Source organism: Streptomyces sp. NPDC047515 (assembly GCF_040643055.1).
Lineage (GTDB): Bacteria > Actinomycetota > Actinomycetes > Streptomycetales > Streptomycetaceae > Streptomyces.
In genome coordinates this window covers 126,884-139,882 of sequence record NZ_JBEYTM010000010.1, presented here as the reverse complement: position 1 = coordinate 139,882, position 12,999 = coordinate 126,884, and the positions used below count along the sequence as shown (strand labels likewise).

Annotated in this window: 10 protein-coding genes; 1 reads left to right on the top strand and 9 read right to left on the bottom strand. The window is 72.1% G+C overall.

The window, feature by feature from the left end; all coding sequences use genetic code 11:
• Positions 1–83: 83 nt before the first annotated feature.
• Together ABZ826_RS11595 and pdxH are read right to left on the bottom strand one after the other, a co-directional pair.
• Positions 84–1,442, bottom strand: coding sequence for a PAS domain-containing protein (locus ABZ826_RS11595; protein ID WP_361445866.1), 1,359 nt, complete (start codon positions 1,440–1,442; stop codon positions 84–86).
• A 478-nt stretch (positions 1,443–1,920) separates the two neighbouring features.
• The gene (gene pdxH, locus ABZ826_RS11590) at positions 1,921–2,547 is read right to left on the bottom strand and encodes a pyridoxamine 5'-phosphate oxidase (protein WP_361446034.1); all 627 of its coding nucleotides are present in this window, start codon (positions 2,545–2,547) and stop codon (positions 1,921–1,923) included.
• A gap of 220 nt (positions 2,548–2,767) precedes the next feature.
• Between pdxH and ABZ826_RS11585 the strand changes: the two genes are divergently transcribed.
• A complete protein-coding gene (locus ABZ826_RS11585; protein WP_361445863.1) occupies positions 2,768–3,877 on the top strand; it encodes a citrate synthase 2 in 1,110 nt (369 codons plus the stop codon).
• A 60-nt stretch (positions 3,878–3,937) separates the two neighbouring features.
• Here the strand turns inward: ABZ826_RS11585 and ABZ826_RS11580 are convergent, their stop codons facing one another.
• From ABZ826_RS11580 to ABZ826_RS11550, 7 genes are all read right to left on the bottom strand, one after another.
• Positions 3,938–4,531, bottom strand: a complete 594-nt coding sequence (locus ABZ826_RS11580; RefSeq protein ID WP_361445860.1) for a TetR/AcrR family transcriptional regulator — start codon at positions 4,529–4,531, stop codon at positions 3,938–3,940.
• Positions 4,519–5,265 (bottom strand): enoyl-CoA hydratase family protein, encoded by a 747-nt coding sequence (locus ABZ826_RS11575; protein ID WP_361445857.1) that lies wholly within the window; start codon positions 5,263–5,265, stop codon positions 4,519–4,521. Before ABZ826_RS11575 ends, ABZ826_RS11580 begins: the two co-directional genes overlap by 13 nt.
• A gap of 353 nt (positions 5,266–5,618) precedes the next feature.
• Positions 5,619–6,779 (bottom strand): acyl-CoA dehydrogenase family protein, encoded by a 1,161-nt coding sequence (locus tag ABZ826_RS11570; protein WP_361445854.1) that lies wholly within the window; start codon positions 6,777–6,779, stop codon positions 5,619–5,621.
• Positions 6,776–8,725, bottom strand: coding sequence for a biotin carboxylase N-terminal domain-containing protein (locus ABZ826_RS11565; protein ID WP_361445851.1), 1,950 nt, complete (start codon positions 8,723–8,725; stop codon positions 6,776–6,778). Before ABZ826_RS11565 ends, ABZ826_RS11570 begins: the two co-directional genes overlap by 4 nt.
• 117 nt (positions 8,726–8,842) lie before the next feature.
• Complete coding sequence (locus ABZ826_RS11560; RefSeq protein WP_361445848.1) at positions 8,843–10,441, bottom strand: carboxyl transferase domain-containing protein; 1,599 nt, start codon at positions 10,439–10,441, stop codon at positions 8,843–8,845.
• The gene (locus ABZ826_RS11555; protein ID WP_361445845.1) at positions 10,438–12,159 is read right to left on the bottom strand and encodes an acyclic terpene utilization AtuA family protein; all 1,722 of its coding nucleotides are present in this window, start codon (positions 12,157–12,159) and stop codon (positions 10,438–10,440) included. Before ABZ826_RS11555 ends, ABZ826_RS11560 begins: the two co-directional genes overlap by 4 nt.
• On the bottom strand, positions 12,156–12,950 hold the full coding sequence (locus ABZ826_RS11550; RefSeq protein WP_361445842.1) for a TIGR03084 family metal-binding protein: 795 nt from the start codon (positions 12,948–12,950) through the stop codon (positions 12,156–12,158). Before ABZ826_RS11550 ends, ABZ826_RS11555 begins: the two co-directional genes overlap by 4 nt.
• Between the last annotated feature and the right edge of the window lie 49 nt (positions 12,951–12,999).

The window sequence follows — 12,999 nt, the reverse complement described above, 5'->3', positions numbered from 1 at the left end:
GCACCCGGTCGCCCGGCAACCGGTTGCGTCCTCGACCCGCCGTACGGACCGGGGGACGCCGGACCGGCCTGAAGGGCATGCCGTCACCTCGGCGGCGCCAGCACCTGCGCCAGGTCCACCGCTGCCGCGACCCGGGCCGCCACGCTCTCCGCGTACGCCGCGTCGGGCCGCTCGAAGGCGCTGCGGTGGGCGGAGCGCAGAAACGTCACCACACCCAGCGTGCGCCCCCTGCTCCGCAGTACCGCGCACAGCGCGTGCACCGAATCGCCCGGCCACTGCCGTTCGGCCGCCCACACCCCGGCCTCCTGCCCCGCCCCCGCGTCGGCCCGCACCGATCCCGTACGGTCCATCGCCTGAAGGGCCGGATGGCCCGCCGCGTACCGCAGCGGAATGCCGCCACCGGCCACCGGCAGGCACGGCCCCGGCTCACCGGACGGGGTCGCCGCCGCCCGTACCAGCCGCTCCCCCACCACGAGATCGACCAGCGCGTGATCGGCGAAACCCGCGAGCGCGTAGTCCAGATGGGACGTCGCCGCCTCCATCGGGTCCTCGCACTCGGACGCGGACCGGGAGGCCCGGTGCAACTGGTTCGAACGGAACCGCACCCGGTCCGCCTCCTGCGCCACCAGCTTCTCCGACGTCACGTCCTGGAACAGCCAGCCCACCCCCAACGGAACCGGCTCCTCCGTGAGCGGCGACGCCAGCCGCAGAAAGCCGCTGCGCCAACACCGCCGCCGGCCCCCCTCCGCCGTCCGAAGCGTCACCCACAACTCGGCGGGCGCCGGGGGCGCGCCCTCCGCGAGCACATGCTGCAGCGCGCCCTCCAGATCCTCGACGCCCTGCGCGATCAGTTCCCCCAGCGGGCGCCCCAGCAGCGTCGTACGGCCACCGCCCAGCGCCCGCGCCGCGTGCGCGTTGACGACCGTCGGCCGCAGATCGGCGTCCACGAGCACCACGCCCCACGACGCGTCCTCGAACAGCGCCTCGCTCAGCGCGATGGACCGCTCCAGATCGATCTGCGCGTGCACCTCGCCGAACGCGCAGTACACCCCGGCCGGTTTCCCGTCCGCGCCCCGGACCCCCGCCGACTGTGTCCGTACGAGCACCCGGCCGCCATCCTTGCGCAACAGTGCGAACTCGTGGACCCGGCGACCACCCCCGTCCATGGCCGCCATGAGCCGCGCCTGGACCTCCCCGGCGTCCGCCCGCCGCACCGCCCACCCGGCGAACCCCGGTCGGCCGACGGCCTCCTGTGCGGACCAGCCGAGAATCCGCTCCGCCTCGCGGTTCCAGTGGGTGATCGTGCCGTCCGCGTCGAACGCGCAGAGCGCGGTGTCCATCCCGTCGAGCAGCGCCGCGAGCAGCTCGGCCCCGGGCCCGGCCCCCGGACCCTCATCGGGCCCGAGAGCGTCGGTCGTTCCACTGCTTGTGGACGCACTCATCCCGTACCCCCCGCAGGACGCATCCGGCATTTCCGCACGTCAGACCATTGAACTCGAACGTGACCCCGGACACACCGACTTCCCGGAAATCGGCTTCCCCATCCGATGCGGGATCCGGCCCGCCAGGCAGCGTCGTCATCGCGACCCACGCCATGAGCGCAGGTTGCGGCCTCACCAGCACCGGGTACCGAGCGGCACCCTCGTGGGAACCGAGATACGCGAATAAATGGGTTGAGCCATTCTCCGAGGGTTCATAGGCTGCTGCCACACGCAGGAAAGGAGGTGATCCGAAAAGTGCAGTCTTATCGGATTCGTGAGGTGGCTGCGGGCTGACAGCCCGTCGTCGCACATCGTGCACCTCGGCAGGCTGTCTGCCGAAACCCAAGCAGTCACCGACCCGCAGGCTCGCCGGTAGATCCGGCCGGCTCCTCCGCAAGGAGGGACCAGAGCCTGCGGGTTTCTGCGTGTCCGGGGGCTTCTACGGGCACAGGCGCTCGACGCGCCAGCTCCCGCCCTCGCGTACGTACCTCAGCCGGTCGTGCAGCCGGTTCTCGTGTCCCTGCCAGAACTCGATCGTGTCGGGGACGACGCGGAAACCGCCCCAGTACGGGGGCGCGGGGACGTGTTCGCCCTCCGGGTAGCGGGCGGCGAGTTCCGCGTAACGTGCGATCAGCTCCTCGCGGGTGCCGATCACCGTCGACTGGGCGCTCGCCCAGGCGCCCAGCTGGGAGCCGTGGGGGCGGGTGCGGAAGTAGGCGACCGTCTCCTCCCGGCCGACGCGGGCCGCCGTGCCGGTGACGACGACCTGGCGGGCCATCGGGTGCCAGGGGAAGAGCAGCGAGACGTACGGGTTGGCGGTCAGTTCGCGGCCCTTGCGGGATTCGTAGTTGGTGAAGAAGACGAAGCCGCGTTCGTCGTACTTCTTCAGCAGCACCGTGCGTGAGGACGGCCGGCCCTCGGGGGTGGCGGTGGAGACCACCATGGCATTGGGCTCGTGGAGCACCCCGCCCACGGCCACCTGCCGGAACCAGTGGGCGAACTGCTGCATCGGGTCGGCGGCCAGCGTGTCCTCGGTGAAGGCCACGGAACGGTACTGCTCGCGCATCGCGGCCGGATCGGTGGTGGAATCGGAGGGGGAATCTGCGGTGGGCACGGGGTCATCCTGCCGCAGCGGCCGAGTCTGCCCGGCAAGGAGGGGCGTCAATCCGTCAGCGATGAATCGGGAAGCTGTGCCGGATGTCACGCTTCCCCGCGTCGTGGGAACCCGCCACTATCTTGGGCAGGCCACTGTGGCCTCCGTAGCGCCGCCGACCGAGGGAGCCGCCATGTCCGACTTCGTACCGGGACTAGAGGGAGTCATCGCCTTCGAGACGGAGATCGCCGAACCGGACAAGGAAGGCGGCGCGCTCCGTTACCGCGGTGTCGACATCGAGGATCTCGTCGGCCATGTGTCGTTCGGAAACGTCTGGGGGCTGCTGGTCGACGGGGCGTTCAACCCCGGTCTGCCGCCCGCCGAGCCGTTCCCGATCCCGGTGCACTCCGGTGACATCCGGGTCGATGTGCAGTCCGCGCTGGCCATGCTCGCGCCCGTGTGGGGCCTGAAGCCGCTGCTCGACATCGACGAGCGGACCGCGCGCAACGATCTGGCGCGGGCCGCCGTGATGGCACTGTCGTACGTCGCCCAGTCGGCGCGCGGGCAGGGGCTGCCGATGGTTCCGCAGAGCGAGATCGACAAGGCGCAGTCCGTGGTCGAGCGGTTCATGATCCGCTGGCGCGGCGAGCCGGATCCCAAGCACGTCAAGGCCGTCGACGCGTACTGGACATCGGCCGCCGAGCACGGCATGAACGCCTCCACGTTCACCGCCCGCGTCATCGCGTCGACCGGTGCCGATGTGGCGGCGGCGCTCTCGGGTGCGGTGGGTGCGATGTCGGGGCCGCTGCACGGCGGCGCGCCGTCCCGGGTGCTCGGCATGATCGAGGAGATCGAGCGGACCGGGGATGCCACCGCGTATGTGAAGAAGGCTCTGGACAAGGGTGAGCGGCTGATGGGCTTCGGGCACCGGGTCTACCGGGCCGAGGACCCTCGGGCGCGCGTTCTGCGGCGTACCGCCAAGGAGTTGGGTGCGCCGCGCTTCGAGGTGGCGCAGGCTCTGGAGAAGGCCGCGCTGGAGGAGTTGCACGCGCGGCGTCCCGACCGGGTGCTGGCGACGAACGTGGAGTTCTGGGCGGCGATCATGCTGGACTTCGCGGAGGTTCCGGCGCACATGTTCACGTCGATGTTCACGTGTGCGCGTACGGCGGGATGGTCGGCGCACATTCTGGAGCAGAAGCGGACGGGGCGGCTGGTGCGTCCTTCGGCGAGGTATGTCGGTCCGGGGTCGCGTGACCCCCGGGAGATCGAGGGGTACGAGCAGCTCGCGGATCTGGGGAACTGAGCCCTGGCGTGAGGCCCGGGGCCCAGCGCGCAGGTCCGTGCAGGTCCGCCGGGCCCCGGCTCAGCCGAGGGCCTCGTCCAGCAGGGCCGCCCACTGTGCCACGACCTTCCGGCGCCGGGCGGTGTCGTCGGTGAGGACATTGGCCAGGCCCAGGCCGCGGGCCATGTCGAGCAGGCCCTGGACGGATTCGCGCACGCCGGGCCGCGTCTCGTCGGCGGCCAGGAGTTCGACGGCGATGCGGTGGGTCTCGCGGCCCACGCGGGCTTCGAGTTCGGTGACGCGGGGGCGGAGTTGTTCCTCGTTGGAGGCGGCGACCCAGAGCTGGAGCGCGGCGCGGAAGAGCGGGCCCGTGTAGAGGTCGACGAGGGCGGCGACGACAGCCGTGCGGCCCTGGACGGGCAGGGCGCGCAGGGCGGCGGAGCGTTCTTCGGCGACGTATTCGACGGCCGCGGTGAACAGGTCCTCGCGGGTCGGGAAGTGGTGCTGGGCGGCGCCGCGCGAGACGCCCGCGCGTTCGGCGACGACGGAGACGGTGGAGCCCGCCCAGCCGTGTTCGGCGAGGCAGGCCACCGCGGCTTCGAGGAGCCCTCGGCGGGTGGCACGGCTGCGGTCCTGCTTGGGGGTCCGGTCGGTGGGGGGCGTCAAAACACCCATGCGGGGTCCCGTCGTTCGAGGAAGGCCGTCATTCCTTCCCGGGCCTCGGCGGAGGCGAAGAGGGCCGCCGAGCGGGCGATGAGGTCTTCGGCGTACTGGTCGAAACTCATCAGCACAGTAGCCGTGACCAGCTCCTTCGATGCCGCCAGCCCCTGGGGGGAGGCCCGGCGCAGTCCGTCGAGTACGGGTACGAGTGCCTGGTCGATGGTCTCGGCGGACCCGACGGCGATCGTGATCAGGGAGATCCGGGCCGCTTCGGTCGCGTCGAAGCGTTCGCCGGTGAGGTAGTAGCGGGCGGCGGCGCGCGGGTCGGTGCGGGGCAGCAGCGGCAGGGAGATGACGGCGGGGGCGAGGCCGAGCCGGGACTCGGTGAGGGCGAACGAGGCGTCGGGGCCTGCCACGGAGATGTCGCAGGCGCTGAGCAGCCCGAGGCCGCCGGCCCGTACGTGGCCGGTGACCCGGGCGACGACAGGTTTGGGCAGGGCGACGATCTGCCGCATCAGGGCGACGAAGGCCGCCGGGTCGGGCGGTCCGGTCAGGTCCGCGCCCGCGCAGAACGTGTTGCCGGTGTGGGTGAGGACGACGGCCCGCACGGTGTCGTCGGCCGCGCAGGCGTCCAGGGCGGCGGAGAGTTCGCGGACGAGTGCCGCAGAGAGTGCGTTGCGGTTGGCGGGCGAGTCGAGGGTGAGCGTGGTGATGCCCCGGTCGTGGGTGGGGCCGACGAGCGACGTCATACGGGTTCGTCTCCTTGTACCGGGCCGTCCCGTCGAGCGTGGCAGCAGGGAACAGAACAATCAAGCGCGCTTGCATGATTACAGGTCCCGCACGACACAGCGGTCCGCCCCCGGGGCGTGGGGGCGGACCCCTGCCGCGCGAGCCGCACTTCGGCCAAGGCGTCGACCTCGGCCTCCACCGCTTCCGACATCGCCTTCGTGCGGGCGGAGGTGAGAGCCAGGTGGCCTCGCTCCGGTCCGCGCGCGGATAGCGGCCGGTCGCACGAACATGTCCCGGAGTGACATGGACTCCGGGACACGTTCGTGTGTGAGCCTGCGCGCAGGCATTTCGACTGCCCGGCACCGGGCACCCGTCAGTACGACTTGGGCAGCCCCAGGGACTGGTGGGACACGTAGTTCAGGATCATTTCCCGGCTGACGGGTGCGATCCGGGCGACGCGGGCCGCCGTGATCAGGGACGCGAGGCCGTATTCGCGGGTGAGTCCGTTGCCGCCGAGGGTGTGCACGGCCTGGTCGACGGCCTTGACGCAGGCTTCGCCCGCCGCGTATTTCGCCATGTTGGCGGCCTCGCCGGCGCCGATGTCGTCGCCCTCGTCGTAGAGCCGGGCGGCCTTCTGCATCATCAGCCGGGCCAGTTCCAGCTCGATGTGGGCCTGGGCGAGGGGGTGGGCGATGGCCTGGTGGGAGCCGATGGGCTCCTTCCACACCTGGCGGGTCTTCGCGTACTCGACGGCGCGGGCGAGTGCGTAGCGGCCCATGCCGATGCCGAACGCGGCGGTCATGATGCGTTCGGGGTTGAGTCCGGCGAAGAGCTGGAGCAGTCCGGCGTCCTCCTCGCCGACCAGGGCCTCGGCGGGCAGCCGGACGTCGTCGAGGACCAGCTCGAACTGCTTCTCCGGGGCCTGGAGTTCCATGTCTATCCGTGAGCGCCCGAAGCCCGGGGCCTCGCGCGGGACGATGAAGAGGCAGGGCTTGAGCCTGCCGGACCTGGCGTCCTCGGTGCGGCCGACGACGAGGGTGGCGTCGGCGATGTCGACACCGGAGACGAAGACCTTGCGCCCGGTGAGCAGCCAGTCCTCGCCGTCCTTGCGGGCGGTGGTGGTGATGCGGTGGGAGTTGGAGCCCGCGTCGGGTTCGGTGATGCCGAAGGCCATGGTGAGGCTGCCGTCGGCGAGGCCGGGGAGCCACTGCCGCTTCTGGGCGTCGGTGCCGAAGCGGGCCAAGACGGTGCCGCAGATCGCCGGGGAGACGACCATCATCAGCAGCGGGCTGCCGGCCGCGCCCAACTCCTCCAGGACGATGGAGAGTTCGGCCATTCCGCTGCCTCCGCCGCCGTACTCCTCGGGGAGGTTCACGCCGAGGTAGCCGAGCTTGGCGGCTTCGGCCCACAGCTCGCGCGGGTGGGCCCCGTCGCGCACGACGGAGGTCATGTAGTCCCGCCCGTAGCGCTTTCCGAGGGCGGCGACGGCGGCGCGCAGGGCCTGGTGCTCTTCGGTTTCGAGGACGGTGCTCATTGCTTCGGTTCCTCCTGTACGTCTTGCACGACGGCGAGCAGGGCCCCGACCTCCACCTGGAGGCCGGGTGCGGCATGCAGTGCGGTGAGGACGCCGGAGGCGGGGGCGAGGATGCGGTGTTCCATCTTCATCGCCTCCAGCCAGATCAGGGGCGCTCCCGCTTCGACCGTCGCCCCGGCCGCGAGTCCGGCCGCGACGCGGACGACGGTGCCGGGCATGGGGGCGAGCAGGGAGCCGGGTTCGGTCCGGTCGGTGGGGTCGGTGAAGCGGGGCAGGGCGGTGAGGGTGTACGAGCCGGTGGCGGTGTCCACGTACGTCGTGTCCCCGTGGACGGTGAGGGCGAAGTGGCGGGTGAGGGGGCCGGTTTCGAGGGTGACGTGATCGGGGCGGGCGGTGACGACCCGTTCTCCGGTTTCGGGGACGGGGCCGGTGCGTGTGGTGCGGTACGCGGCCTGGAGTTCGGTGCCGTCGGGTTCGGCGCGGTAGCGCTTGACCCGGGGCTGCGAGGAGATGTTGCGCCAGGCCCCGAAGCGGGTGGGGCCGGGACCGGGGCCGTGCTGCCGGCCGGCGGCGTCGGCGAGGGCGGCGGCCAGGGCGGCGAGGCGCAGCTCCGCTCCGTCCGGGGCCGGGGTGAGGGTGTCCAGGTGGCGGTCGTAGAAGCCGGTGTCGAGGCGGGCGGCACGGAAGTCGGGGTGGCGCAGGGACCGCACGAGCAGGTCGCGGTTGGTGACCGGGCCGTGGACGCGGGCGCGTTCCAGGGCACGGGCGAGGAGGCGCACGGCCTCGGCGCGGGTGGGGGCGTGGGCGATGACCTTGGCGAGCATCGGGTCGTAGTGCACGCCGATGGTGTCGCCGCCGGTGTATCCGGTGTCGAGGCGCAGTCCGGGTTCGTCCGGCACCTCCAGGGTGAGCAGTGCTCCGGTCTGCGGCTGCCAGTCGCGGGTGGGGTCCTCGGCGTAGAGCCGGGCCTCGACGGCGTGCCCCCGCGGTTCGGGGGGCGCGGCGGCGGGCAGTGATTCGCCCTCCGCGACGCGCAGTTGCAGGGCCACCAGGTCGATCCCGAAGACCGCTTCGGTGACCGGGTGTTCGACCTGGAGGCGGGTGTTCATCTCCAGGAAGTACGGGCGTCCGTCGGCGGCGAGCAGGAACTCGACGGTGCCCGCGCCCCGGTAGCCGACCGCGCGGGCGGCGGCCACGGCCGCATCGTGCAGCCGGGTCCGCAGCGCGTCGTCGAGTCCGGGTGCGGGGGCCTCCTCGACGACCTTCTGATGACGTCGCTGGAGTGAGCAGTCGCGGGTGCCGAGCGCCCAGACCCCGCCGTGCTCGTCGGCCATGACCTGGACCTCGACGTGCCGGCCATGCTCCACGTACGGCTCCGCGAAGACCTCGCCGTCCCCGAACGCGGCGGCAGCCTCGGCGGATGCGGCGGTCAACTCGCCGGGAAGAGCGCTCAGTTCGCGTACGATCCGCATCCCTCGCCCGCCCCCGCCGACCGCCGCCTTCAGCAGCAGCGGCAGGTCGTCGGCGGTGGCCTTCGCCGTGTCGACGGGAGCGAGCAGCGGCACCCCGGCCGCCGCCATCAGTTCCTTGGCACGGGTCTTGGACGCCATCAGCTCGATCGCCTTGACCGGCGGCCCCACCCAGACGAGTCCGGCGTCCTGCACGGCGCGGGCGAATGCGGCGTTCTCCGAAAGGAATCCGTACCCGGGGTGGACGGCATCGGCGCCCGCCGCGAGCGCGGCGGATACGACGAGATCGCCGCGCAGATAGGTGTCGGACGGGGCGGCGCCCGGCAGCCGTACGGCGGAGTCCGCCTCCCGCACGTGGAGCGCGTCGGCGTCCGCGTCGGAGTACACGGCGACGGTGGCGATGCCCAGCGCACGGCAGGTGCGGAAGATCCGGCAGGCGATCTCGCCCCGGTTGGCCACCAGGAGCGATCGAATCATGGCTGGCATGAGAGAAAACTCTTTCCACTAGGACACCGCAACCATCAATTGAGGAACCCTCGCGGCGAGCAGCCGCCTCCGCGGGAGCGGCGGCGGTTCAGCCGCAAAAGGGCCGCCTCACATCCGGAAGATTCCGAAGCCGCCGCGGGCGCCTTCGACCGGGGCGGTGTGGATCGCGGACAGGCACATCCCGAGGACGGTCCTGGTGTCGCGCGGGTCGATGACCCCGTCGTCGTACAGCCGGCCGGACAGGAACATCGGCAGCGACTCGGACTCGATCTGCTGCTCGACCATGGCGCGCAGCCCGGCGTCCGCGTCGTCGTCGTAGGGCTGTCCCTTGGCGGCGGCGGAGGCGCGGGCGACGATGGACAGCACCCCGGCGAGCTGCTGCGGCCCCATGACGGCGGACTTGCTGCTGGGCCAGGCGAAGAGGAAGCGCGGGTCGTACGCCCGGCCGCACATGCCGTAGTGCCCGGCCCCGTACGAGGCGCCCATCAGCACGGACAGGTGCGGGACCCTGGAGTTCGACACCGCGTTGATCATCATCGCGCCGTGCTTGATGATGCCGCCCTGTTCGTACTCCTTGCCGACCATGTAGCCGGTGGTGTTGTGCAGGAAGAGCAGCGGGATGTCGCGCTGGTCGGCGAGCTGGATGAACTGGGCGGCCTTCTGCGACTCCTCGCTGAACAGCACCCCTTGCGCGTTGGCGACGATGCCGACGGGATAGCCGTGGAGGGCGGCCCATCCGGTCACCAGGCTGGTGCCGTAGAGCGGTTTGAACGCGTCGAAGTCGGAGCCGTCGACGAGCCGTGCGATGACCTCGCGCGGGTCGAAGGGCACCTTCAGGTCGCCGGGCACGATGCCGATCAGCTCGTCCTCGTCGTACTTCGGCGGTTCGGCGGGGCCCGGATCGGGGTGCGTCTTGCGCCAGTTGAGGCGGGCGACGATCCGGCGGGCCTGGCGCAGCGCGTCCTGCTCGTCGACGGCGAAGTGGTCGGCGAGCCCGGAGGTGCGGGCGTGCATCTCGGCGCCGCCGAGCGATTCGTCGTCGCTCTCCTCGCCGGTCGCCATCTTCACCAGGGGCGGTCCGCCGAGGAAGACCTTGGAGCGTTCCTTGATCATGACGGTATGGTCGGACATGCCGGGGACGTACGCCCCGCCGGCGGTCGAGTTCCCGAAGACGACGGCCACGGTCGGGATGCCGGCCGCCGACAGCCGGGTGATGTCGCGGAACAGCGCCCCGCCCGGGATGAAGATCTCCTTCTGCGACGGCAGATCGGCGCCTCCCGACTCGACGAGGCTGATGCAGGGCAGCCGGTTGGCGAAGGCGATCTCGTTCGCCCGCAGGGCCTTCTTCAGGGTCCAGGGGTTGGAGGCGCCGCCGCGTACGGTCGGGTCGTTGGCGGTGATCAGGCACTCCACGCCCGACACCACTCCGATCCCGGTGACGAGTGAGGCGCCGACCGCATAGTCGCTGCCCCAGGCGGCGAGCGGCGACAGTTCGAGGAACGGGGTGTCCTCGTCGACCAGGAGCTCGATCCGCTCGCGGGCGAGGAGCTTGCCGCGCGAGCGGTGCCGCGCGACGTACTTCTCACCGCCGCCCGCCTGTGCCCTGGTGTGCTCGACGGCCAGCTCGTCGAGTTTCGCCAGCATGGCCGCGCGATTCGCGACGTACTCGGGGCCCGCGGTGTCGAGCCCGGTGGACAGGACGGTCATGCGTTCACCTCCGGTGCGTGGACGGCTCGAAGCAGCGTCACGGGGATGGGCAGGTGCCGGGAGCGCAGCCACTCCCCCACCGCCTTGGCCTGCGGATCGAACCGGTGCTGGGCGGCGACCCCCTCGCCGAGCAGCCCGTGGACGACGAAGTTCAGGGCGCGGAGGTTCGGCAGGACATGGCGTACGACGGTGAGGGGGGCGGTCTCCGGCAGCAGCTCCTGGAACCGCTCGACGGTCAGTTCATGGGCCAGCCACCGCCAGGCTTCGTCGTCCACGGCCCATACCCCCACGTTGGCGTCCCCGCCCTTGTCCCCGCTGCGGGCGCCCGCGACCCGGCCGAGCGGGGCGGTGCGGGTGGGGCCGGCGGACGGCGGCAGGGGTTCGGGCAGGCGGGGCTCCCCGACGTCCCGAAGGAGCCGCGTGTGCACGGGGGGTTCCTGCCGCAGCCGCCGCCCGTCGGGGAGTACGGCGACATGCGGGACCTCGGCGGCCGGTACGTGGCGCGCCTCGAACACCCCGTACGGTGCGCCCTTGCCGGGCGGAGCGGTGACGTGGAAGCCGGGGTAGCCGGCGAGCGCGAGCTCGATCGCGGCGCCGGAGACCGCCCGTCCGACGGTCTCGGGGTCCTGGTCCCGGACGACGAGCCGGAGCAGGGCGCTCGCGGTCTCCTCGGTGGCGGCATCGGCCCGGTCGGTCCGCACCAACTCCCAGCTCACTTCGCCGGGTTGGCTGCCGGATCGGGTGAAGGCGTCCGCGAACTGGTCCCGCACCAGTTGCGCCTTGGCGTCGATATCGAGCCCGGTGAGCACGAAGACGACCTCGTTGCGCCAGCCGCCGATCCGGTTGAGGCCGGCCTTGAGGGTGGCCGGCGGGGCCTCGCCGCGCACGCCGGAGATCCGCACCCGGTCGGGGCCGTCCTGGGTCAGCGTCACGGTGTCGAGCCGGGCGGTGACGTCCGGACCGGCGTACCGGGCTCCGCCGGTCTCGTACAGCAACTGGGCAGTGACGGTGCCGACATCGACGACTCCGCCCGTGCGGTCGTGCTTGGTGATGACGGACGAACCGTCGGCATGGATCTCGGCGACGGGGAAGCCGGGCCGACGCACGTCGTGCGCGCGGAAGAACGAGTAGTTCCCCCCGGTGGCCTGGGTCCCGCACTCCAGTACGTGTCCGGCGACGACGGCCCCGGCGAGCGCGTCGTGGTCGTCGGGGCCCCAGCCGAAGTGGGCGGCGGCGGGGCCGGTGACGAGGGCGGCGTCGGTGACCCGACCGGTGACGACGACATCGGCGCCCGCGGTCAGACAGGCGGCGATGCCGGCGCCGCCGAGGTAGGCGTTGGCGGTGAGGAACCCCTCGGGTACGGGGAGGCTGTCGCCCTCCACATGGGCGACGCGCACGGGCAGGCCGACCTTCCGCGCCAACTCCCGTACGGCTTCGGCGAGTCCGGCCGGATTGAGCCCTCCGGCATTGGTCACGATCCGCACCCCGCGCTCGTGGGCGAGCCCGAGCCCCTCTTCGAGCTGGCGCAGGAAGGTGGTGGCGTACCCGCGAGCGGGGTCCTTGAGTCTGCTCCGGCCGAGGATGAGCATGGTCAGCTCGGCGAGGTAGTCGCCGGTGAGGACGTCCAGCGGCCCACCGGTGAGCATCTCGCGCACGGCGTCGAAGCGGTCTCCGTAGAACCCGGAGGCGTTGCCGATCCGCAGGACCCGCCCGGTCACTTCCCGCCTCCCCGGGGCGAGCGGCCGGGGCCGGGCGGCCCGGCGAACGCCTGGGCGATGTCGAGCCACCGGTCGGCATCGGGCCCGATGGCGCGGACGGCCAGGTCGTCGCGGTGGGCGCGCCGGGTGACGAGGAGACAGAAGTCGACCAGTGGTCCGCCGACGCGCTGTGGCGCGTCTTCGGCGCCGAACACGATCAACTCGCCGTCGGCTGCTTCCAGTTCGACCCGGAACTCCTCCTCGGGCGCCTCGATGCCCCGTACCAGGTAGGCGTAGTTTCTGGCCCGTACCCCGATCCGGGCGACGTGCCGCAGCCGGGCGGTGGGGGTCCGGGTGACCCCGAGGGCGTCGGCGACGTCCTGGCCGTGCGCCCAGGTCTCCATGATCCGGGCGGTCGCCATGGAGGCGACGCTCATCGGCGGCCCGTACCAGGGGATACGGGTCCCGGCCGGCGCCCCCCGCAGTACCGCCTCAAGCCGCTCCCGCCCGCCCCGCCACCGCGCGAGGAGCGCCGCAGGATCCAGCACGGCCAGCCCCTCAGCCCCCCGGTCGACAAAGGCCTCAGGAGCCTCCATCGCCTGGGCGGCCTCCCGGGCGAAGGCCTCCGCGTCGGTCGCGGCCAGCAGGGCGACCTCGTCGGTCCAGGTGAGATGGGCGATCTGGTGCGCGATGCTCCAGCCGGGGGCGGGGGTCGGCGCGGCCCACTGCCCTGCACTCAACTCCCGTACAAGTGCGTCGAGTTCCTGGCTCTCTTCGCACAGATCGCCGATCACGGCTGCGACATCGGGCACGGTGCGCTCCCCTCGGGGCAAGGCGGTGTGCCCAGGAGCATGGCAGCGG